The 20,763-nt window shown below is 71.8% G+C and carries 18 protein-coding genes; 9 read left to right on the plus strand and 9 right to left on the minus strand.

All coding sequences use genetic code 11. From position 1 onward, the window contains the following. Nucleotides 1-64 precede the first annotated feature (64 nt). The 5 genes from IF655_RS06825 to IF655_RS06845 all read right to left on the minus strand — a co-directional run bounded on the left by IF655_RS06825 (nt 65) and on the right by IF655_RS06845 (nt 4,685). Nucleotides 65-493, minus strand: coding sequence for a hypothetical protein (locus IF655_RS06825; RefSeq protein ID WP_206775510.1), 429 nt, complete (start codon nt 491-493; stop codon nt 65-67). Continuing rightward, nucleotides 490-1,041: a hypothetical protein gene (locus tag IF655_RS06830; protein WP_307814871.1), complete on the minus strand. Its 552-nt coding sequence runs from the start codon at nt 1,039-1,041 to the stop codon at nt 490-492. The genes IF655_RS06825 and IF655_RS06830 overlap by 4 nt, the downstream gene beginning before the upstream one ends. Beyond that, a complete protein-coding gene (locus tag IF655_RS06835) occupies nt 1,001-2,584 on the minus strand; it encodes a peptidoglycan-binding protein (RefSeq protein ID WP_199582952.1) in 1,584 nt (527 codons plus the stop codon). Before IF655_RS06835 ends, IF655_RS06830 begins: the two co-directional genes overlap by 41 nt. Nucleotides 2,585-2,595: 11 nt before the next feature. After that, a complete protein-coding gene (locus IF655_RS06840) occupies nt 2,596-2,958 on the minus strand; it encodes a hypothetical protein (RefSeq protein ID WP_199583331.1) in 363 nt (120 codons plus the stop codon). A gap of 110 nt (nt 2,959-3,068) precedes the next feature. Continuing rightward, nucleotides 3,069-4,685, minus strand: coding sequence for a tannase/feruloyl esterase family alpha/beta hydrolase (locus tag IF655_RS06845; RefSeq protein WP_307814872.1), 1,617 nt, complete (start codon nt 4,683-4,685; stop codon nt 3,069-3,071). Between the two features lie 287 nt (nt 4,686-4,972). On the opposite strand from IF655_RS06845, the gene IF655_RS06850 reads away from it, so the two are divergent. From IF655_RS06850 to fdh, 5 genes are all read left to right on the plus strand, one after another. Further along, nucleotides 4,973-6,529 (plus strand): FAD-dependent monooxygenase, encoded by a 1,557-nt coding sequence (locus IF655_RS06850; protein WP_199583332.1) that lies wholly within the window; start codon nt 4,973-4,975, stop codon nt 6,527-6,529. Between the two features lie 49 nt (nt 6,530-6,578). Next, on the plus strand, nt 6,579-6,965 hold the full coding sequence (locus tag IF655_RS06855) for a DUF4440 domain-containing protein (protein ID WP_199582964.1): 387 nt from the start codon (nt 6,579-6,581) through the stop codon (nt 6,963-6,965). 345 nt (nt 6,966-7,310) lie between these two features. Next, the gene (locus IF655_RS06860) at nt 7,311-8,291 is read left to right on the plus strand and encodes a 4Fe-4S dicluster domain-containing protein (RefSeq protein WP_199582966.1); all 981 of its coding nucleotides are present in this window, start codon (nt 7,311-7,313) and stop codon (nt 8,289-8,291) included. Then, on the plus strand, nt 8,288-9,256 hold the full coding sequence (gene nrfD / locus IF655_RS06865; protein ID WP_242488578.1) for an NrfD/PsrC family molybdoenzyme membrane anchor subunit: 969 nt from the start codon (nt 8,288-8,290) through the stop codon (nt 9,254-9,256). Before IF655_RS06860 ends, nrfD begins: the two co-directional genes overlap by 4 nt. Nucleotides 9,257-9,323: 67 nt before the next feature. After that, nucleotides 9,324-12,593: a formate dehydrogenase gene (gene fdh, locus IF655_RS06875; protein ID WP_307814873.1), complete on the plus strand. Its 3,270-nt coding sequence runs from the start codon at nt 9,324-9,326 to the stop codon at nt 12,591-12,593. A gap of 4 nt (nt 12,594-12,597) precedes the next feature. On the opposite strand, the gene IF655_RS06880 is transcribed toward fdh, so the two are convergent. Then, nucleotides 12,598-13,191, minus strand: a complete 594-nt coding sequence (locus IF655_RS06880) for a rhodanese-like domain-containing protein (RefSeq protein ID WP_199582971.1) — start codon at nt 13,189-13,191, stop codon at nt 12,598-12,600. 90 nt (nt 13,192-13,281) lie between these two features. Here IF655_RS06880 and IF655_RS06885 point away from each other — a divergent pair, with 90 nt between their 5' ends. Beyond that, nucleotides 13,282-13,569 (plus strand): metal-sensitive transcriptional regulator, encoded by a 288-nt coding sequence (locus tag IF655_RS06885; protein WP_018549369.1) that lies wholly within the window; start codon nt 13,282-13,284, stop codon nt 13,567-13,569. Nucleotides 13,570-13,626: 57 nt separating this feature from the next. Here the strand turns inward: IF655_RS06885 and IF655_RS06890 are convergent, their stop codons facing one another. Then, complete coding sequence (locus IF655_RS06890) at nt 13,627-14,379, minus strand: sulfite exporter TauE/SafE family protein (RefSeq protein WP_199582973.1); 753 nt, start codon at nt 14,377-14,379, stop codon at nt 13,627-13,629. Further along, nucleotides 14,376-15,839 (minus strand): rhodanese-like domain-containing protein, encoded by a 1,464-nt coding sequence (locus IF655_RS06895; protein ID WP_199582975.1) that lies wholly within the window; start codon nt 15,837-15,839, stop codon nt 14,376-14,378. Before IF655_RS06895 ends, IF655_RS06890 begins: the two co-directional genes overlap by 4 nt. 191 nt (nt 15,840-16,030) lie before the next feature. Here IF655_RS06895 and IF655_RS31435 point away from each other — a divergent pair, with 191 nt between their 5' ends. After that, complete coding sequence (locus IF655_RS31435) at nt 16,031-16,159, plus strand: hypothetical protein (RefSeq protein WP_277952658.1); 129 nt, start codon at nt 16,031-16,033, stop codon at nt 16,157-16,159. Between the two features lie 36 nt (nt 16,160-16,195). Here the strand turns inward: IF655_RS31435 and IF655_RS06900 are convergent, their stop codons facing one another. Continuing rightward, on the minus strand, nt 16,196-17,008 hold the full coding sequence (locus tag IF655_RS06900) for a TetR/AcrR family transcriptional regulator (RefSeq protein WP_199582977.1): 813 nt from the start codon (nt 17,006-17,008) through the stop codon (nt 16,196-16,198). A 282-nt stretch (nt 17,009-17,290) separates the two neighbouring features. Between IF655_RS06900 and IF655_RS06905 the strand changes: the two genes are divergently transcribed. Both IF655_RS06905 and IF655_RS06910 read left to right on the plus strand, forming a co-directional pair. Beyond that, nucleotides 17,291-19,003 carry an MFS transporter gene (locus tag IF655_RS06905; RefSeq protein WP_199582979.1) on the plus strand — a complete coding sequence of 571 codons (1,713 nt, stop codon included), beginning with the start codon at nt 17,291-17,293 and terminating at the stop codon, nt 19,001-19,003. Between the two features lie 208 nt (nt 19,004-19,211). Then, entirely contained in the window at nt 19,212-20,327 is a 1,116-nt protein-coding gene (locus IF655_RS06910) for an aminotransferase class V-fold PLP-dependent enzyme (protein WP_199582981.1), read from the plus strand. Nucleotides 20,328-20,763: the final 436 nt, after the last annotated feature.

Below are 20,763 nucleotides of genomic sequence, written 5' to 3' on the forward strand. Positions count from 1 at the left end.
TCGGTACCCCGCCGACCAGCCGGACCGGCGGCCGCGCACCTGATTCCCGCTCACACCAGGACTGTCACCGGCTGTACGCCTCGCGGGCCCGCTGCTTCAGTTCGATGATCGTCGCCACGGCGTGCAGCCAGGTGGCCGCCGTGTCGTCGGCGGTGAGGCCGCCGTCGAGTTCGGTGGCGGCTCGCAGCCACTGACGGACGAGAACCGCGGCGTCCCGGTGAGGAAGGGGCTCGGGCAGGTCCGCGGCGCGGGCCACTCCGCCCGCGTGGACCGTGTCCGCGAGGAAGGCGACCGAGCGGGGTTCGGTGGCGAGGCGGTCGAGGAGGACGGCGGCGGCTGCGGCGCCGTCGCCGAAGAGGGCGGTGCGGTGGGGGCCGGGGGCGGCGGTGAGGCCGTGGCGCAGGAGGTCGGGGATGTCGAGTCGGGCCAGCTCGTCGTCCGTGCGGTGGGGCGGGTGCGGGGCGTTGGCGTTCACGGCGGGGCCTCGGGTCATCGGACGGTGACGGTGTAGGTGATGCGCTCGGGGGTCGCGGTCGGGGTGGCGGAGGCTCCGGTCGTCGCGGTCGGGGGGGCGGAAACTCCCGTCGTCTCCGGGGGCTTGGTGGAGGTGTTGCCCTGGCAGGTGGTGAACGTGCAGTGCAGCAGCGTGAAGTGGGTCGTCCCCCTGCCCATCGCCTCGAAGGTGAAGGTGAGGCGGTGGGCGGCACCGGTCCCCGTTCCCTCACCGCCGTCCCGGCCCCGGCTGACCAGTACCGAGCTGTCCGGCTCGGGGGCGACCAGGTACCAATACTCGCGGGTGGAGGCGTTCTGGTCGACGGTGAGGGTGAAGCGCTCGCCCGGCGTGGCGCTGATGCTGGTGTCCTTCACCGGGAGGCTCGTCGGCCGGGTCGCGGGGCGCGCCGTACTCGTGGAGCCACCGGAGGGGTCGTCGCCGCCCGAGCCGCAGCCCGTGGCGAGAGCCAGCAGCGCGGCCGTCGCGAAGAGCGCGGCACCGCCCCGGCTACTGCGGAAGATAGACGCTGTACGCGTTGGGGAGATCACTGTTGGAAGCCTTGCCCATGTGGCCGTTGATGAAGTCGTCCTCGCTGACCCAGGTGGTCTCGCCCCAGGGGTTGTACACCTGAAGCATGTCACCCTCCTGGGCGATGATGGTCATCGCGTGGGCGCCCTCCTTGCCCGAGACGTCGACCGGCACCGGCCGCCCCTCGGCCACCGACTTCTCGACGTCGGTGAGGACGGCCCTGCGGTCGGCGTCGCTGTTCAGGTCCTGGCGCGAGTAGTCGGTGCCGGTGGCGCTGCCGACGTGGGTGTCGTTGATGCGTTCCTGGCCCTCGGGTCCCATGCCGCCCCAGTTCTTGCCGCCGTCGCCCTCGGTGTGCAGCCGGTGCTGTTCGGCCACCAGGCGCTGCCGGAAGGCGTCGGGGTCGTCCTGCTGTCCGTCGGGACCGCCGGTGAGACCGAGCGCGTACACGGGGTCGACCATCGCGCGGGAGGTGACGGTGGAGGAAGCCACGCAGGTGCCCTCGGAGCCGTCGCCGCCCTGGATCCAGCGCTGGCCGTCGAACGTGACGTAGTCCTTGTTGTTGTTCGAGCCGTCCGGCGCCAGACCCTCGTCCTTCATGCTGTCCTTGGCGGTGACCACCGGGGTGAGATGGCGGCGCAGCCAGGCGGGGTCCTTGCCGTGGATCTTCGCCTGGAACTGCTCGATCTCGGTGACGCTGTGCCCCGCGGCCAGTGCCTTCATCAGATAGGCCCGTTCCTGCGGGCTGTCCGACTTCGCGAGCATCCGCTCCATGGCCGTCTCGTCGTCCAGGCTCAGCAGGTCCATGCGCGCCGACGCGCGCGAGAGGTCGCCCGCCGTGAGGATCTCGTTCAGGTCGGTGTCGGCGCCCGCGACGCCGGTGTCGGCGAGCATCAGCTTGTCGACGGCGGTGAGTTCGCTGGTCTCCATCTTCCCGGCGCGTGCCTCGGACGCCCACTTGTTCAGGTCCCGGGCGGCGATACGGGTGGCTTCCTGCGCGTCGGCCACGGCGGCGTGCATCAGGTCGACCGCGGAGGAGCCGAAGTGGGCGGCGTTCTTGCGGTCCCACTCCTCCTCGTCGTTCTCGTGGAGGTTGTCGAAGAAGCCGTCCTTGCCGCCCAGCATCTTCTTCTGCTCCCGCAACTGCCCGCGCCCCTGCTCGTCCTTGAGCTGTGCGGCGCCGATCGCGTCGGACAGCGTCAGCAGCACGGTCGCGCAGCCCTGGAACGCCTCGCTCATCCGGGTCACGGACCGCCCGGCGGCGTTCACCACGTCGGAGGCGAGGACGCTCGTGTCGCCGACCCACACCTCCGGAAGACCCTTGCGGCCCACCCGGTCGACCTGGTCGAAGACGCCGCCGACCGGGTCGAGCTGACCGCGATAGAGCGCGGCGAGACCTTCCAACACGCCCTGGTCACCGCCCGGTTGGGGTACCGAGAGCGCTTCGTCGATGAGGTCGAGGACCTCGTTCTTGGTCCCGGCGCCGAGCAGCTTCTTGGACAGCCCCGCGAGCCATTCGAGGCGGAAGGAGGGCGAGTCGAAAGGAGAGGTGAAGAAGGACATCGACCCGTCGCTCAGTAGCTCGCGAGGACCGACGCGCGGCCGCTCGTGTCGGTGGGACCGCTCGCGCCGCCCGCGGGAACGCTGTTGACGTTCGCCCGCACCAGGCCGTCGGTGCCGTGGTACGTCTTCTTGCTCAACTGCACCTTGTCACCCAGCTCGTGCAACGCCGACGCCAGCGCCTTGGCCTCCGCCTCCCACGCCGTGACGAACGCGTTGAGCGCGGAGGCGGCGTCCTGGCCACCGGTGTCCTCGTACGAGTAGCTCGTGCGGGAGCGGACGGCCGAGCCGACGCCGTCCATGTCCGTGCCCGCGTCGTCGAGTTGCCTGGCCTGGCCGGTCATGCCCGCCTTGACCTGATAGCCGTCCGAACCCATCGTCACTCCCCCGAATGTATGACCATGGACACGCTAACACTCACGGTCCGTACGGCTGTACGGGCTCGACGGCACGGACTTGGCGAGGGCCGGCCCACGGGACGACAGCCTCAGCGCGCGCACACGAAACTCGACGCGCTGTCCGGATCACCGGCGCGGTACCTGGGCCAGCCCGGGTACTCGCACAGGGGACGCGTGCGGTCGTGGAGGGCGTCGGAGACCACCTCGCGGGCGGGCGGCTCGTCCCTTTCGACCCAGTGCTCGAGCGCGGAGAGCGAGTCGGTGGCGGCGGCGAACGCGGGGGTGCCGAAGTTGGCGTGGTTCGCGCCGGGCACGACGTAGTACCGCAGGAACGATTGGGTCGCTCCGGCGCCCAGGGTGGCGCGGACCCGCTGGTAGTAGTCGGTCGTCGAGTACGGGGAGACGAGTTCGTCCGCGGCGCCGTGGAGGAGGATCAACTTGCCTCCGGCGCGGGCGAATGCGCCGAGGTCGGGGTCGTTGCGGTCCTGGATCGTGGAGAGTCGGCTGATGCGGGCGAGCCACTTGCCAGGGTGTCGGGGGTCCACGGCAAGGGAGTTGTGTTGCGGGTCGCGAGTGAGGAAGTACTTGACCCACTGATCCCAGAACTGCATGCCGTAACCGCTCGTCACCGGCATGGGGTTGGCGGGCGCGGTGGTGCCGAAGCCGAGGAACGGGGTCCGCATGTCCGCCCCCGAGAGGAACGGGAAGCCGGGATATCCGGTCTCGCCGCTGGCGATCCGGTACGGCCATCCGAACGGCGCCGACATGGCGGTCACGGCGTCGATCTGCGCGTCCGAGAGGCAGTTCGGTCCTGTGTCGGTGCCCTTCGGACAGCGCAGGGTGCGGGGGTCGAAGTGACAACTGCCCGGATGCGAGACGACGTTGTCCCTGACGCCGTCGAGCCCGTCACACGCCTGGACCACCCTGTCGTGGACGAGGGTCTGCTGGTCGACTCCGGGGAAGGCGCCCGGGCGGGACAGGAGTTGAGCCAGGTACCCCACGTACAGCATTTCGCTGAGGTTGTTCCAGGCGGGGAAGGCGGAGATCACGCCGTCGAACGCGGTCGGCCATCGCTGCGCCGCAACGAGCGCTTCGCGCCCGCCTGTTGAGCCTCCAGCGAAGTAGACCTCGGTCGGGTTCGCCCCATAGGCGTGCCGGACGAGGAACAGGCTCGCGTCGCGTGTCTTCTTGAGCGCGTCACCGGCGGCGAAGTTGTTCAGGGCTTCGTCGTTCACGCCGAACGACCCGTCCAGCGACGGAGGTGCCGTGGGGCTCTGCTGGTGCCCCGAGTCGCTGGCGAACGTCACGTACCGCCGTGCCAGCGGCGCCGGTTGAGCGGTGGGGCCGAACGGCACGTTGGCGGTGAGGTCGGGGATGGTGCCGTTGTAGCCGCCGCCGCCGAACATCAGCGCCTTGCCGTTCCAGCCGTAGGGCAGCGCCACGCGCATTTTGATGGCGGGCGCGGTCGGGTCGACGGGAAGGATGTCGGCGTCGGCCTGGCAGTACGTGATCGTCTCGCCGCTGACGAGGCTGGTTGTGACCGTGGCTGAGGTGACGCGGGCGCCGGTGGTCGGCAGGCTCATGGCCGACGCCGGGATCGCCATGCCGTTCAGCCCGGCACACGCGGGTGCCGTCACCGGGCGGCCGGTCCCGGGTGGGCTCGTCGCGGTGGCCGCCCCGGCGCCGAGGACTTGACTCGTGCCCACCAGCAGAACCATGGACGCCAGCACGCCGAACCGGCGAACTGCCCTTCCCCTTGCGGATGTTCTCCTCACGATGACCTCTTCCTCGAAGCCGGGCGCGCGCAGAGGTGACGACGGTGAGGTTAGGGCGCGGTCACGTCGCGGTTGAGGGGTACGTCACCCACATCTCGTGCCGTCGCGGTGGGACTTTTCCCCACCGGATGCGCGGGCGTCGCCCTACTTGACACGAACACTGTTCGCCCGTAGAACACTGTTCGTATCGTGACGGCGTGAGGGACGTGAACCAGAGCATGGAGACAAGCGTGGACGTGACCGTGGTCGGAGCCGGGCCGGTCGGCCTCGTGCTGGCCGCCGAGCTGGCGCTCGCCGGGGTCACCGTACAGGTGATCGAACGGCGGGAGCAGCCCGACCAGGCGCTGAAGGCGCAGTCGATCAACGTGCCGACGGCCGAGGCGCTCGACCGGCGGGGTCTGCTGCCTGCCGCCCGGCGAATACAGCGGGAAGTCCTCGATCGGATGGGTTCCTACGCCGGTGTGGCCGGGGAACAGCGCCCCGAAGCCCGCTTCACCGGCCACTTCGCGGGCATCGTCCTCGACCCCGACCTCGTGGACTGGTCCGACCCCGATCTCGCCGCGCACACCGCCGCCGACGCGCGGATGGTGCCGCAGCGTGAGCTGGAGGCGCTGCTGACCGAGCACGTCACGCGGCTCGGCGTACCGGTGCGGCGCGGGGTGGAGGTCACCGGACTCGACGACACCGGGGACGGGGTGCTCGTCGGCACCAACGCCGGTGTGCTGCACACCGGTTGGCTGGTCGGGTGCGACGGCGGACACAGCACCGTACGCCGCCTCGCGGGCATCGAGTTCCCCGGCACCGACCCCGAACTCACCGGATACCAGGCGGTCGTCGACATCGCGGACCCGGAAAAGCTCGCGAGCGGATGGACGTGGTCCGCGCGCGGGGCGTACCGCTACGGTCCGCAGCCCGGACGCGTGGCCACCGTGGAGTTCGACGCGCCTCCCGCCGACCGCTCGACGCCGGTCACCCTGGAGGACGTACAGAGCAGCCTGCGCCGGATCTCGGGAACCGACGTCACGCTGACCGCACTTCGGGCCACGCCGACTCGCTGGACCGACAACACCCGTCAGGCAGCCGCCTATTGCTCGGGGCGCGTCCTGCTCGCCGGTGACGCCGCCCATGTGCACCCGCCGTTCGGCGGCCAGGGCCTCAACCTCGGGGTCGGCGACGCGATGAACCTCGGCTGGAAACTCGGTGCGGTGATCGCCGGTCGGGCTCCTGCCGGGCTCCTCGACACCTACGACACCGAGCGCCGTCCCCTCGGCGCCTGGGTACTGGACTGGACGCGGGCGCAGATCGGCATCCTCCGCGGCGACCCCAAGTCCGCCGCACTCCGCTCGGTCGTCACCGACCTCCTCGGCACCCGCGACGGCACGACCTACGCCGTCAAGCAGATCTCCGGCGTCACCCAACGCACCGCCCTCCCCGGCGCCCACCCCCTGACCGGCCGCTACTCCCCCGACCTCCACCTCTCCGACGGCTCCCGCCTGACCGACCACGCCCACAACGGCGGTTTCCTGCTCCTGGACCGCTCCCCGGACGGTGCCTTCGCCGGTGTCGCGGCGGGGTGGGCGGACCGGGTGCGTCGCGTCACCGACGCCGACACGACACCGGCACCGACGCCGACGCCGACGCCGATCGGGGTGCTGGTGCGTCCCGACGGCGTGATCGCCTGGGCGTCCGACACGGCGAACACCGCTGAACTCACATCACTGGAGGCGGCGTTGCTCCAGTGGGCGGGCAAGCCCGGCACCCCGTGTGCACCGTGAGCGGTAAATCGACTGGGAAAGACCAGGTCACCTGGGTCAAGATGCCCGCATGAGCGAAGAGACTGACGGCGTACGGGAAGCGATCGAGGGCGAGCTGCGGCTCATGGACCCCGGCGTGCGCGCATCCCCCTCGCTCTCCCGGCAGTTGCTGGATCCGGAGTTCGTGGAGGTCGGCTCCTCGGGGCGGCGGTGGACGTACGAGGAGATGGTCGCCGAGATGCCCGGCATGGACGGCGCCACGGAAAGCGGCCCGCGCTACGAACCCTCGGACTTCACCGGCGCCCTCCTCGCCGCCGGCCTGGTCCACCTCACCTACGAGACCACCCTGAACGGCAAGCGCTCCCGCCGCAGTTCACTCTGGCGCCGACAGTCCCCGACCGCCCCGTGGCAGATGTACTACCACCAGGCGACACCGGTCCCGCCCGACCTCACGTGACCACGCGTCCCGGTCGGTGACCGTTCGGGGGCGCCGCTTCCGACCGGGACGGCAGGTGGCTACACCGAAGACCCGCCCTTGTGGACCCTGAACCACCCCGACCCCACCTCACTCACAAGCGGCTCCAGCGACCGCACCGCGGACAGCGCGTTCTCGTCCACGACCTCCACCCGCTCCGGCAGGCGCAGCCCGTACCCGGTTGATGGGCGCGTGCGGACCAAGCCGACGATGTCCGCCAGTCGGGTGGGTGAGGGGAGCGGTAATTCGGGCGCAGGCGCACAAGAAACCGCCCGCTCCGGGTACTGCGGAAGGAAGCGAACGCTACGACAGCGAGGTGAGCCGGAGATGGCGGACGACGGCGGTGGGGTGCGTGAGAACCTGCTCTACGGGCCGGAGCCCGATGTGGCCAGGGCTTCCGGGTACCCCGACGCCCCACCGCGCGTCGGTTTCTTCACCGACACCTCGATCTGTATCGGCTGCAAGGCGTGCGAGGTGGCGTGCAAGGAGTGGAACGCCATTCCGGAGGACGGGCTGGAGCTGACCGGGATGTCGTACGACAACACGGTCGGGCTCGGCGCGGACACCTGGCGGCACGTGGCGTTCATCGAGCAGCGCAGGGCGCAGCCCGAGACGCGGGAGGACGTCCCCGAGACGCGGGAGGACGTCGACGTGTTCGCCGCCGCCTCCGGTCTCGCCCCGGACACTCCCGCCGAAGCCCCCGCGGGGACCATCGCGCCGGTCTCTCCCGACGGTCGCACCGAACTCCGCTGGCTCATGTCCTCCGACGTCTGCAAGCACTGCACGCACGCCGCCTGCCTGGACGTCTGCCCGACCGGCGCGCTCTTCCGGACCGAGTTCGGGACGGTCGTCGTCCAGGAGGACGTCTGCAACGGCTGCGGTTACTGCATCCCCGCCTGCCCGTACGGCGTCATCGACCAGCGGAAGACCGACGGCCGGGCCTGGAAGTGCACCCTCTGCTACGACCGCCTCGGCGTCGGTATGGAACCGGCGTGTGCCAAGGCGTGTCCGACCGACTCGATCCAGTTCGGCCCGCTGGAGGAGCTGCGGGAGCGGGCAGCCGCGCGGGTGGCCGGGCTGCAGGCTGCCGGGGTCACGGACGCGCGGCTGTACGGCGAGGACCCGGAGGACGGGGTCGGCGGGGACGGGGCGTTCTTCCTGCTGCTGGACGAGCCGGAGGTGTACGGCCTGCCGCCGGACCCCGTGGTCACCACGCGGGACCTGCCCACCATGTGGCGGCGCGCGGCGGCGGCAGCGGTGTCGCTCGCCGCGCTGGCCGCCGTCAGCGTGGTGAGGAGGCCGCGATGAGCGAGTCCGGCGCCACCCGGGGCAGGGGCAGCCGCGCGCGGCGGCGCCGGGGCGAGCGCGCCATGGTGCCCAGGGCCGAGTTCACCTCGTACTACGGACTTCCCATCCTCAACAAGCCCACCTGGAAGCCCCTGGACATCGCGGGCTACCTCTACCTCGGCGGTCTCGCGGGCGCGTCCTCGCTGCTGGCCGCCGGGGCGCAGGTCACCGGTCGGCCGGTGCTGGCGCGGGCGGCGAAGCTCGGGGCGGCGGGCGGGGTCTCGCTGGCGCTGGCGGCGCTGGTGCACGACCTGGGCCGTCCCGCCCGGTTCCTCAACATGCTCCGGATGCTCAAGCCGACCTCGCCGATGAGCGTGGGTTCCTGGCTGCTGGCGGGATACGCGCCGCTCACCTTCGCCGCCGCTGCCACCGACGTGGCGGGGCGGTACCGCCTGCTGGGCGCCGCTGCCACGGCGTCCGCCGCCGCGCTCGGACCCGCCGTCGCCACGTACACCGCCGTGCTCATCGCGGACACCGCCGTGCCCACCTGGCACGAGGGGCACCGCGACCTGCCGTTCGTCTTCGCGGGGTCCGCCGCCACGGCGGCCGCCGGGCTGGGGCTGGTCTGCGCGCCGGTCGGGCAGAACGGTCCCGCGCGCCGTATGGCGGCGCTCGGTGCCGCGCTCGAAGTGGGTTCCTTCCGGTTGATGAAGCGGCGCATGGGTTTGGCGGCCGAGCCGCTGGAGCAGGGCGGGCCGGGCGCGCTGCTGCGGAGTGCGGAGGCGCTGACGCTCGCGGGCGGTGTGCTGGCGGTCTGCGCGGGCGGGCGTCGGCGGCTGGCCGTGGGGGCGGGCGCGGCGCTGCTGGCCGGTTCGGCGGCGCTGCGGTTCGGTGTCTTCCATGCCGGGGTCGCCTCGGCGGAGGACCCTAAGTACACGGTCGTCCCCCAGCGGGAGCGGCTGGAGGCGCGGCGGTCCGGGGCATGAAGGGCGGCGGCACGGGCACTCGTACGGCATCTGACCGGCACTCCGCGCGAAGGGACGGGTGAGGCGCGTGCGCACCTGGATCGGCCACTGGCCGGCCTATCGCCAGCTCAAGGGCGACGACCCGCTGGGCCGGGGTGCCGCCGCCAAGAGCGGCAGGAGCGGGCGGCTCGGTCCCCGGGTGGCGTCCGCCGAGCGCGTGGTGAAGTCGATCTGCCCGTACTGCGCGGTGGGCTGCGGGCAGAACGTGTACGTGGAGGACGACCGCGTCACCCAGATCGAGGGCGACCCCGACTCACCCGTCTCGCGCGGGCGCCTGTGTCCCAAGGGTTCCGCCAGTCTCCAGCTCACCACCGGGAGCGCGCGCGAGCACGAGGTGCTGTACCGGCGCCCGTACGGCACGCAGTGGGAGCGGCTCGACCTGGACACGGCGATGGACATGATCACCGACCGGGTGATCGCGTCACGCCGCGCGGGCTGGCAGTGGGAGGCGGACGGGGCGCGCACCCGCCGTACGCTCGGGATCGCGAGCCTGGGCGGGGCGACCCTGGACAACGAAGAGAACTACCTGATCAAGAAGTTGTTCACGGCGCTCGGCGCGATCCAGATCGAGAACCAGGCCCGTATTTGACACTCCTCCACGGTTCCCGGTCTGGGAACCTCGTTCGGGCGCGGCGGCGCGACCACCTTCCAGCAGGATCTCCAGCACTCCGACTGCGTCCTCATCCAGGGCTCGAACATGGCCGAGTGCCATCCGGTCGGGTTCCAGTGGGTGATGGAGGCGAAGGCACGCGGTGCGAAGGTGATCCATGTCGACCCGCGCTTCACCCGAACCAGTGCGCTGGCGGATCTGCATGTGCCGTTGCGCGCGGGGACGGACATCGCCTTCCTCGGCGCGATCGTCAACTATGTGCTCCAGCAGGACAAGTACTTCCGTGACTATGTGGTCGCGTACACCAACGCGCCCGTGATCCTGCGCGAGGACTTCCGCGACACCGAGGATCTGGACGGCGTCTTCTCCGGTCTCGACGTGGCGGGGCGCCGGTACGACAACGCGAGCTGGCAGTACGAGGGCGTGGAGGTCCCGGCGCCTGCGGGCGAGCAGGACCAGCCGGAGGACGGGGAGGACCAGGGCGGTACGGGGGACGGCGGTACTGTCGCGGGCGCCGCGCGCGGCGAGTCGCACGGCTCCGGCGGTGCCTCGATCCCCGAGGGCGAGCCCGAGCAGGACGAGACGCTGACCCACCCCCGCTGTGTGTTCCAGGTGCTCAAGCGGCACTACGCCCGGTACACCCCGGAGCTGGTCGAGCAGGTCTGCGGAGTGCCGAGGGACATCTTCCGCCAGGTGTGCGAGCTGCTCACGGAGAACTCGGGGCGCAGCCGGACCACGGCGTTCGCCTACGCGGTCGGCTGGACCCAGCACACGGTCGGGGTGCAGTACATCCGCACGGCGGCCGTGCTGCAGAGCCTGCTCGGCAACATCGGCCGCCCGGGCGGCGGCATCCTCGCCCTGCGCGGACACGCCTCCATCCAGGGCTCGACGGACATCCCCACCCTGTTCAACCTCCTCCCGGGCTACATCCCCATGCGCCACGCCCACCGGCAGGAGGAGGACCTGGACGCTTTCGTCGAGGCGGAGTCCGCGCACAAGGGCTACTGGGGCAACATGCGCGCGTACGTGGTGAGCCTGCTCAAGGCGTACTGGGGCGACGCCGCCACCGAGGACAACGACTTCTGCTTCGACTACCTGCCGAGGCTCACCGGCTCGCACTCCACCTACGAGACGGTGATGGCCCAACTGGCGGGCACCTGCAAGGGCTACTTCCTCATGGGCGAGAACCCGGCCGTCGGTTCGGCCGACGCCAGGATGCAGCGCCTGGGGATGGCGAACCTGGACTGGCTGGTCGTACGGGACTTCTCGCTGATCGAGTCGGCCACCTGGTGGAAGGACGGCCCGGAGATCGAGACGGGGGAGCTGCGCACGGAGGACATCGGCACCGAGGTGTTCTTCCTGCCCGCCGCCGCGCACACGGAGAAGGACGGCAGCTTCACCAACACCCAGCGGCTGCTGCAGTGGCACCACCAGGCGGTCGAGCCGCCGGGCGACGCCCGCAGCGACCTGTGGTTCACGTACCACCTCGGGCGGCGCGTGCGGGAGAAGCTGGCCGGTTCCACCGACGAGATGGACCGTCCGGTCCTCGATCTGGCCTGGGACTACCCGACCAGGGGCGCACTCGCCGAGCCGGACGCGGAAGCCGTCCTCGCGGAGATCAACGGCCATGACGCGCAGGGGAATCCGCTCACGTCCTACGAGCAGCTCAAGGACGACGGTTCGACCGCGTGCGGCTGCTGGATCTACTGCGGGGTCCGCGCCGACGGTGTCAACCAGGCCGCCCGCCGCAAGCCCGGCAAGGAGCAGGACTGGGTGGCCGCCGAATGGGGCTGGGCGTGGCCCGCCAACCGCCGCATCCTCTACAACCGCGCCTCCGCCGACCCGGACGGCAAGCCCTGGAGCGAGCGCAAGGCGCTGGTGTGGTGGGACGCCGAGAGCGGCTCGTGGACCGGCCACGACACCCCGGACTTCAAGGCCGACAAGCCCCCGGACTTCCGTCCGTCCCCCGACGCGACGGGCCCGGACGCGCTGTCGGGCACCGACGCGTTCGTCATGCAGGCGGACGGCAAGGCGTGGCTGTACGCCCCGGCCGGCCTGACCGACGGTCCCCTGCCGACCCACTACGAGCCCCAGGACTCGCCGTACCCGAACCTGCTCTACCCGCAACAGCGCAATCCGGTACGGCAGTTGATGCCGTCGGTGCCGGACAACCGCTACCAGCCGAGCGGTCGCGAGCCCGGCTCCGGGGTCTTCCCGTACGTCGCCACCACGTACCGTCTCACCGAGCACCACACGGCGGGCGGCATGTCGCGCTGGCAGCCGTATCTGGCGGAGCTGCAACCGGCGTTCTTCTGCGAGGTCTCGCCCGAACTCGCCGCCGAGCGCGACCTGGAGCACCTGGGCTGGGCGACGGTCGTCAGCGCGCGGGGCGTGGTCGAGGCGCGGGTCCTGGTCACCGACCGCATGACCCCGCTCACCGTGCACGGGCGCCGGTCGCACCAGATCGGGCTGCCGTACCACTGGGGACCGAACGGCTACACCACCGGCGACGCCGCCAACGAGCTGCTCCATCTCTCCCTCGACCCCAACACCCACATCCAGGAGGCGAAGGCGTTCGCGGTCGACATCCGTCCGGGGCGCAGGCCACGCGGCAGGGACCGGCTGGCCCTCGTCCGGGACTACCGGGCGCGGGCGGGGATCGACGGCCGCACCGGAATGGAGATGTGAGCGGTCAGCGGCGGCGCAGGGCGGCGAGGGTCGTGGCGAGGTCCGCCGGGCGGGGGCGGTTGTGCGGCAGCCTGGCCAGCAGGAGGGCCATGCCGCAGGTGTCGGTGAGCGCGGAGAGGACGAGCCCGCCCGCGACTCCGGCGGCGAGGATCTCGAAGGCGGGGTGCACGAGGACGCCGAGGAGGAGACCCAGGAGGACGAGCGCTCCCGCGGTGCAGCGGACCTGTCGCTCCATGCTCCAGCGGGCGCGGGTGCGGGTGCCGGTAGCGGTGGCGGCGGCGGGCTGGTGCAGGTCGTGTCCGGCGGCTGCCCACGCGGTGGTGCCGCCGGTGAGCGTGGCCGCCGCGATGCCCTGCTCCGCGAGGGTCCGGCAGGCGTTCGCGGAGCGGTTGCCGGAGGCGCACACCAGGAGCAGGTCGCCCCGGTCGGCGGCGTGCCGCAGCTCGGCGAGGGCGTGCCGGAGGCGGTCGAGGGGGACGTTGAGGGCGCCGGGGAGGTGACCGGTGGCGTACTCCGCGGGGGTGCGGACGTCGATGACGATGAGGTCCTGGAGGCGGGCGCGAGCCTGGTCGGTGCCGAGGGTGCGGGGTGTGGTCATGGCTGATGTGATCCTTGGGTGCCTGCGGGGTCGTCGCCGTCCCGAAGCGGGACGTACAGTACCCCTAGGGGTATTTCTCGAGGAGTGAGCGTGGAACTGGAGCTTGAAGGCGCGAACTTGAAGTCCGTGCTGAACCGGCTGCGGCGGGCGCAGGGGCAGATCTCCGGCGTGATCCGGATGATCGAGGAGGGTCGCGACTGCGAGGAGGTCGTCACCCAACTGGCCGCCGCTTCCCGGGCGTTGGACCGCGCCGGTTTCGCGATCATCGCGACGGGACTGCAGCAGTGCCTGACCGACGTCGAGGAGGGGCGGAAGAGCGGGGAGGACACGGCGGCGATGCGGGCGCGGCTGGAGAAGCTGTTCTTGTCGCTGGCGTAGGCGCGGGGCGCCGTGGTGCGTGGCCGGTCGTGACCGCCGGGTCATATGAACCGCTCATCACGCCACCGCGTCGACCAGCATGAAGCACGCCACGCCGAGCAGCGCGACGGCGAAGAGCCGCTGCAGAGCGCGCCCCGACAGCTTGGCAGCCAGCCGCTTGCCGTCCCAGGCGCCGAGCACCGCCGCCGCGGTGAACGGTCCTACGACCGCCCAGTCCAGCCCGTCTGCCGTCCCGGCGCGCAGGGCGAGGGCGGCCAGCGAGTTGATGGTGATGACCAGCAGACTGGTGCCCACGGCCGCGCGCATCCGCATCCCGAGGACGCCGACCAGCGCGGGTACGGCGAGGAAGCCGCCGCCCACCCCGAGCACGCCGGTGACCAGCCCGAGACCAGCCCCGGCGGCGGCTGCTCGACCCAGCCGTACGGTGTGGACAGCGCCGTCGGACACGGCGGTCCGTGGCTTGAGCATCCGGAGTGCGGCGGTGCCCGCGACGAGCGCGAAAGCCATGGTCAGCACCGCGCCCGGCAACCGTCCGGCGAGCGCCCCGCCCAGCATGGCGGGTCCGATCCCGGCCGCCGCGAAGAGCAGCCCGGTGCGCCAGCGGACGTGACCGTCCCTGGCGTGGGCGGACAGCCCGGCGGCGGAGGTGAACGCGACGATGACGAGGCTCGCGGTGGTCGCCGCGACGGGGGTGAAGCCGAGCAGGTAGATCAGCGCGGGTACGGCCAGCACGCTGCCTCCGCCCCCGAGACCGCCGAGCGCCAGTCCGACGACGGCTCCGGCGACCAGGGCGAGTATGAGCGCGCTCATCCGTGGGTGCGGGTGGCCGGTGCGACCTGTTCGGCGTCTTCGTCGCGCGGGTGGGTGCGTACGACCAGTCCGGCGCGCCCGGCGGCGTCGAAACCGTCGTCGATCGCGACGACCTCGCGGCCGACGGCGTGCAGCAGGGAGGCGGCGATGGCGGCGCGCATGCCTCCGGCGCAGTGGACCCAGACCTGACCCTCGGGAACCTCGTGGAGGCGGCGGGGCAGGGTGTGGAGGGGGATGTGGAGGGAGCCGTCGATGAAGGCGGCGGCGCGTTCGAAGTCGCGGCGGACGTCGAGGACGACGAGGTGGGGTGTCGGACGAGGGGCGACGTCGACGTCCAGGTCGACAGGGTCGCCGGAGTGGACTTCCGACCGCGCCGCGAGGTCGGCGAAGGTGGCGCGCGGGAACGACACGAGCCCGTCCGTCACCCACCCCTCCGGCTCCCCCGTGGCCGCGGCGGCGGGGCGGTCGATCCCGACCCGGACCAACTCGCGCTGGGCGGAGGCGAGTTGTGCCGGGGACGCGGCGAGCAGGGTCACCGGCTTGCCCCACGGGATCAGCCAGGCGAGGTAGGTCGCGAGCTGTCCCTCGGCCTCGAAGTTGAGCGAACCGGCGACGTGCCCTTCGGCGAACGCGACCCTGTTCCGCAGGTCGATCACCCACTCCCCCGCGGCGAGCCGGGCGGCTATCTCCTCGGCGTCGGCCACGGCGGGCGGGGTCAGATCGACCGGCGCCGGTCCCGAGGCGTTGGCCGGACCCATGTGCGTGTAGTACGCGGGGACGTCGTCCAGCCCGGCGAGCAGCTCCGCCACGAAGGTGTCGACGTCGCGGAGCAGCACCTCGTTGGAGACCTTCTCCTCCCCGATCGTGCTGACCTCGCCGTCGGCCCGCCCCGAAGAACAGAAGCTGCCGAACCCGTGCGTGGGCAACACCGCGGTCTCGTCCGGCAGTTCCCCGGCCAGCCGGTGCGCGGACGCGTACTGCTCCCGGGCGAGCCGCTCGGTGAGCCTCGGCTCGACCAGGTCGGGCCGGCCGACGGTGCCGGTCAGCAGCGAGCCCCCGGTGAACACGGCGACGGCCGTGCCGTTCTCCTCCAGGACGTACGCGGTGTGGTGCGGGGTGTGCCCGGGGGTGGCCAACGCCCGCACCACCAGCCCGGCGTCGCCGTCGACCTCCACCCGGTCCCCGTCCCGCACGGCCACCCGCTCGTACGAGACCCGGGCCCCGGCGGGGACGAGATAGGCGGCGCCGGTGACGCGCGCCAGTTCAAGCCCGCCGGTGACGTAGTCGTTGTGCACGTGCGTCTCCGCGACGTACGCGATCCGCACGCCGCGCCGCGCGGCCACCGCGATCACCTGGTCGATGTCACGCGGCGGGTCGACAACGAGGGCGGCGCGCTCGCCACCCGCCAGGTAACTGCGGTTGCCCAGACCGGCGATGTCGAGGGTGTCGATGAAGAACACGGGGGACTCCCTTCCTGCGAAATTACCCCCGGGGGTATGCATGGACGGTACCACGGGTACCCTCGGGGGTATTTTGGAGGACGGGGAGCTGCCGCGAGGCGGTGGCGCTGACCAGGGATTTGGCGCCCTCGCGCCAGGGAGGTCGACTCGGGGGCCCCTTCAGGACACGTCAGGGCACGCACGCTCGACCGATGGCTCATCACGGCACCACGTTGAACGTTTCGACTGGTGCCGACACCCGAGGCACCACCTACCTGAAGTCACCGGACCGGCTCAGCTATCCGCAGTCCAACGACCAGGCGGCGCTGAACCGAGCCTGATGACGCTGACCGCCGCCAGCCGTCGGTCGACCGCTCTCAGCCTTCGGCCGGAGCCGCCGCACCCTCAGCCGGAGCCGCCGCGTCCTCGTCCGGCAGGTAACTCGCCAGCCCCCGCAGGATGATCTCCAGGCCGATGTCGAAGCGGTCGTCGGAGGAGTCGACGACCATCAGGCTGGACAGGGCGCGGAGGTGGGGGAACTCGCCCTCAGGGAGGGACGCGAAGTAGTTCTGCATCTCGTCGGCCATCTCGCGCCAGTCCGGGCGGGCCAGGGAGTCGCCGCTCTTCTCGCTACGGGCGGCGCGGTCCTGCCACATGTCCTCTTCGAGGACGAAGCCGTCGATGTAGGTGGAGATGAGGTCGCCCGCTTCCGCCGCGATGCGGTCCGGCAGTCCGGCGGTGCGGAATATGGCGAGCAACCCCTCGACGTGCGGCAGAAGTTCGGCCGTGAAGGGCACGTGGGCCATGGAGATGCGGGCCACGTCGCGGTGGGACAGCAGACGGCGCCGTCCCGCGCGGGCGTAGTCGCGGACCTGATCCTGCCAGTGCTCGGGGTCGGGTCGCGGCATCCGGAAGCCGTCGAAGAGCCGGGTGTACATCAGCTCCAGAAGGTCGTCCTTGGAGCTGACGTAGGCGTAGAGGGCGGAGACGGTGACGCCCAGTTCGGCCGCCACCTGCCGCATCGACAGCCCGTCGAGCCCCTGGCGGTCCAGCACGACGAAGGCGGCATCCACGATCCGGTCCCGTGAGAGCGGCGCCCGCGCGGGGGCGGCCTGCGCCCGGCCGGAGCGTCGACGCTCCCAGGGGGACGGCGGAGGGGTGGCGGGGGTACCGGCGGCCGCATCGGTCATGGGGACAGTCTAGGCACGCGGGAGAACAGTGTTCTCGTCGGTGAACAGGCAACTTCCACAGGCAGACACGATATATCTTGTCCTGGCTCCGCGATTGCGCTATATCTTAATGAACAGCGTTCTCCGGGTGAGCAGTGTTCTGTTACTGTGAACAGTGTTCACCCCGCGTCCGGCCGCATCGGCTCACCAAGCCGTACCGGTGAGCCGGGCAGTCGTATCCATCCACCACCCGCCGTACCCGTGGACGCCATCGCGGGCGCGGCCCTTCCGCCAGGAGTCCCGATGTCCACCACCGGTGTCGCGTCCACCGAGGCGCCCGCCGACTCCCCAGCGCCCTACCGGTGGCGCTGGGCCGCACTCTTCGTGATCCTCGCGGCCGAGGTGATGGACCTCCTCGACGCCGTCGTCACGAACATCGCCGGTCCCTCCATGCGGGCCGACCTCGGAGGCGGCGCGTCCACGCTCCAGTGGCTCGCCGCCGCCTACACCCTCTCCATGGCCGTGGGCCTCGTGACCGGCGGACGGCTCGGCGACATCCACGGACGCCGCCGGATGTTCATGGTCGGCGCCGCGGGCTTCACGGTGGGCTCGCTGCTGTGCGCCATAGCGGGCTCGCCCGAGATACTCATCGCCGCGCGGGTCGTCCAGGGACTGTTCGGCGCGGTGATGCTGCCGCAGGGCCTCGGCATGATCAAGGAGATGTTCCCGCCGAAGGAGTCACAGAAGGCGTTCGGCATGTTCGGCCCGGTCATGGGTCTGTCCGCGGTGTGCGGACCGATCCTGGCGGGCTGGCTCGTGGACGCCGACTACTTCGGCACCGGCTGGCGCATGATCTTCCTGATCAACCTGCCGCTCGGTCTCGCCGCCCTGCTCGGTGCGGCGCGCTATCTGCCCAAGGGCCGCTCCGAGACCAAGCCGCGCCTCGACATACCCGGCATGCTGCTGGTCTCGCTGGGCGCGATCCTCATCATCTTCCCGCTGGTCCAGGGCCGTGAGTACGACTGGCCGGTGTGGACCTTCGCGATGATGGCCGCCTCGGTCGTCGTGTTCGCCGTCTTCGCCCGCTACGAGTCGAGCCGCAGCCGGGCCGGTCAGGACCCGCTGGTCGTCCCGAGCCTCTTCCGCAAGCGCGGCTTCAGCGGCGGCATGGTCCTCGGGCTGGTCTTCTTCTCGACCATGCAGGGCTTCATGCTGGTCTTCAACCTCTACACCCAGATCGGTCTCGGCTACTCCCCGCTCAAGGCGGGTCTGGTCATGGTGCCCTGGTCCGGCGGCATGATCGTCGGCTTCGGCATCGCACAGGGGGTCGCCCGGTTCGGCCGCGCCGTGCTCCAGGCGGGCACCGTGATCATGGCCCTCGGCGTGTTCGGCGTGTGGCTGACCCTGGACATGGTGGGCGCGGGCGTCGGCCCCTGGCAGCTCCTGCCCGCGCTGCTCGTCACCGGTATCGGCATGGGTCTGCTGATGGCGCCGTTCTTCGACATCGTCCTCGCCAGCGTCGAGCAGCACGAGACGGGTTCGGCGTCGGGCACCATGACCGCGATGCAGCAGCTCGGCGGCGCCTTCGGCGTGGCTCTGCTCGGCACCGTCTTCTTCGGCCTCCTCGGCGGCGGCATCGCCACCGCCGTCGACCACCGCGCGGACGATCTGCGCGGGAAGCTGACCGCCGCGCACGTCGCCCCGGCCGCCCAGGACCGTGTGGTCGCGGACCTGCGCCACTGCGCCTCCGACCGCGCCGTCGCCAAGGACCCGGAGGCCACCCCGGCGTCCTGCGCCCGCCTGGAGAAGGACACCCGCGCGGCCGTCACCTCCCCGCAGGCCGCGAAGCAGATACCCGGCGCGCTGAAGGCCACCGCGTCGTCCGCCTTCGAGAGCGGCTTCGGCTCCGTCATGAAGACGGTGCTGTGGATCGTCGACGGGATGCTCGTCCTGACGTTCCTGCTCTCCTTCCTCCTGCCGCGCCAGGCGCGTCCCGAGGAGTCCGCCGGGCACTGATTGCCCTCGGCGGCGGGACGGGACGGCCGGGCGGCTCCTTGGACGGGGCTGCCCGGCCGTCGCGTGCCGTACAAGGCGTAGGCGTCGGCGTCGGTGTTCGACAGGAGTCGCGTACCGTAACGCCACGCGGGTGGGACGGCGGTGGCCACCGCACTCCGTGGCCCGCCGCGCACCACTCTCGACACCGTTCCGGAAGGACGGCCGCCCCGTGCTCACGTCGTACGCAGCCCACTTCGACACACCCGCCGGGTATCTGGACTTCGCCCGGTTCGGTCCGCCGTCGCGGGACGCCGTGGCCGCCACCGCGCGCGCCATGGAGGACACCGCGCGCGCCGACCACACCACGGTGGACCGCCTGATGCGCGCGGAGGACACCGCCCGGGACACGGCCGCCCGCCTCGCGGGCACCGACGCCGCGCACACGGTGCTGCTGCCGAACGCGTCGACCGGCGTGTTCCACGCCGCGCTCGGCGTCCGGGACGGCGTGGTCCTGGTCCCCCGCAGCGACTTCCCCGCGAATCACTACCCGTGGCGCCGCAGCGCGCATCTGGGCCGCGCCACGCCGCGCTGGCTCGACCCGGCGCCCGGTGCCGGTGTCACCCCGGAGCTGGTCCGCGCCGCCCTGACCGACGACGTGGTGGCCCTGTCCGTCAGCGCGGTGGACTTCCGTACGGGCTTCCGCGCGGACCTGGCGGGGCTGCGCGAGGCGATCGGACCGGACCGGCTGCTGATCGTGGACGCCATCCAGGCGTTCGGCGTGGCCGACCTGCCCTGGGGTGCGGCCGACGTGGTGATCGCGGGCGGCCAGAAGTGGTTGCGCGCGGGCTGGGCCACGGGCTTCGCCACGCTCTCCGACCGAGCACTCGAACACCTGGAACCGGTACTCACCGGCTGGACGGGCGTCGAGGACGTCGGCCTCTTCGACGGCACCGAACACCTTCCCGCCCCCGACGCCCGCCGCTGGTCGATGACCAACCTCAGCCCGGTGACAGCCGCCGCGTTCGCCGCCGCGCTGGAGTTGGTCGAACGACACACCGTCGCGGCGATCGAGGCGGCGATCGAGGTACGCGTCGGCGAACTCACCGAGGCCATCACGGCCCAGGGCGCCCGCATCCTCTCCCCCACCATCCCGTCCCACCGCGCGGGCATCCTCTCCTTCACGCTCCCGGACCACGCCCCCGAACTCGTAGCAAAGGCCCTCCACGCGGAGGGCGTCACCCCGACGGTCCGCACGGACTCGCTCCGCCTGTCCCCGCACGCGTCGACTCCGCCGGAGGCGACGGAGCGGGTGACGGCGGCGCTTGCGTCGCTGCGTGGTCGCTGAGGACCGGCGGAAAGCTCGCCCCGTTGTCGCGGCTGCTCATCCTCGTCCGGAGACTCCCCGGGCAGCTCCGCCGACCACGACCAGAGACCGCTTCCCCTGACCGGAGCAGCAGGGGCGGCTTGCTACCCCGGACCCCGAGCGCCCCGACCCCGAGCGCCCGGCACCCGACGAAAGTCAGGCTGGGGCCGGTGGCCGCCCGCGCCTCGGACCACAGCCAGAAGCTGCCCGGGCGGCAACCGTCGGCCAGGAAACGGAACCGCCTGCCCGGCAGCCCCTGACCGCGCCCGCGGGCCCGCCCCGCGACCACCAGCCACCACCCGCAGGCTGCCCGCGCCACAGCCACGCACCACGGCTGCAAGCTGCCCACTCGGCGACCGCCGCCCCCGGCCGGGGGCCGGCCGTCCCGCACCTCATGACGACCGGGAGCTGACCGCCC

Source organism: Streptomyces sp. DSM 110735 (assembly GCF_016482685.1).
Lineage (GTDB): Bacteria > Actinomycetota > Actinomycetes > Streptomycetales > Streptomycetaceae > Streptomyces.

Bases quoted from the DNA above. Each gene is read 5' to 3' on its own strand.
- IF655_RS06825 (WP_206775510.1), bottom strand. From the start codon at position 493: ATGACCCGAGGCCCCGCCGTGAACGCCAACGCCCCGCACCCGCCCCAC.
- IF655_RS06835 (WP_199582952.1), bottom strand. From the start codon at position 2,584: ATGTCCTTCTTCACCTCTCCTTTCGACTCGCCCTCCTTCCGCCTCGAA.
- IF655_RS06840 (WP_199583331.1), bottom strand. From the start codon at position 2,958: ATGGGTTCGGACGGCTATCAGGTCAAGGCGGGCATGACCGGCCAGGCC.
- IF655_RS06850 (WP_199583332.1), top strand. From the start codon at position 4,973: ATGGAGACAAGCGTGGACGTGACCGTGGTCGGAGCCGGGCCGGTCGGC.
- IF655_RS06855 (WP_199582964.1), top strand. From the start codon at position 6,579: ATGAGCGAAGAGACTGACGGCGTACGGGAAGCGATCGAGGGCGAGCTG.
- IF655_RS06860 (WP_199582966.1), top strand. From the start codon at position 7,311: ATGGCGGACGACGGCGGTGGGGTGCGTGAGAACCTGCTCTACGGGCCG.
- nrfD (WP_242488578.1), top strand. From the start codon at position 8,288: ATGAGCGAGTCCGGCGCCACCCGGGGCAGGGGCAGCCGCGCGCGGCGG.
- IF655_RS06880 (WP_199582971.1), bottom strand. From the start codon at position 13,191: ATGACCACACCCCGCACCCTCGGCACCGACCAGGCTCGCGCCCGCCTC.
- IF655_RS06890 (WP_199582973.1), bottom strand. From the start codon at position 14,379: ATGAGCGCGCTCATACTCGCCCTGGTCGCCGGAGCCGTCGTCGGACTG.
- IF655_RS31435 (WP_277952658.1), top strand. From the start codon at position 16,031: ATGGCTCATCACGGCACCACGTTGAACGTTTCGACTGGTGCCGACACC.
- IF655_RS06900 (WP_199582977.1), bottom strand. From the start codon at position 17,008: ATGACCGATGCGGCCGCCGGTACCCCCGCCACCCCTCCGCCGTCCCCC.
- IF655_RS06905 (WP_199582979.1), top strand. From the start codon at position 17,291: ATGTCCACCACCGGTGTCGCGTCCACCGAGGCGCCCGCCGACTCCCCA.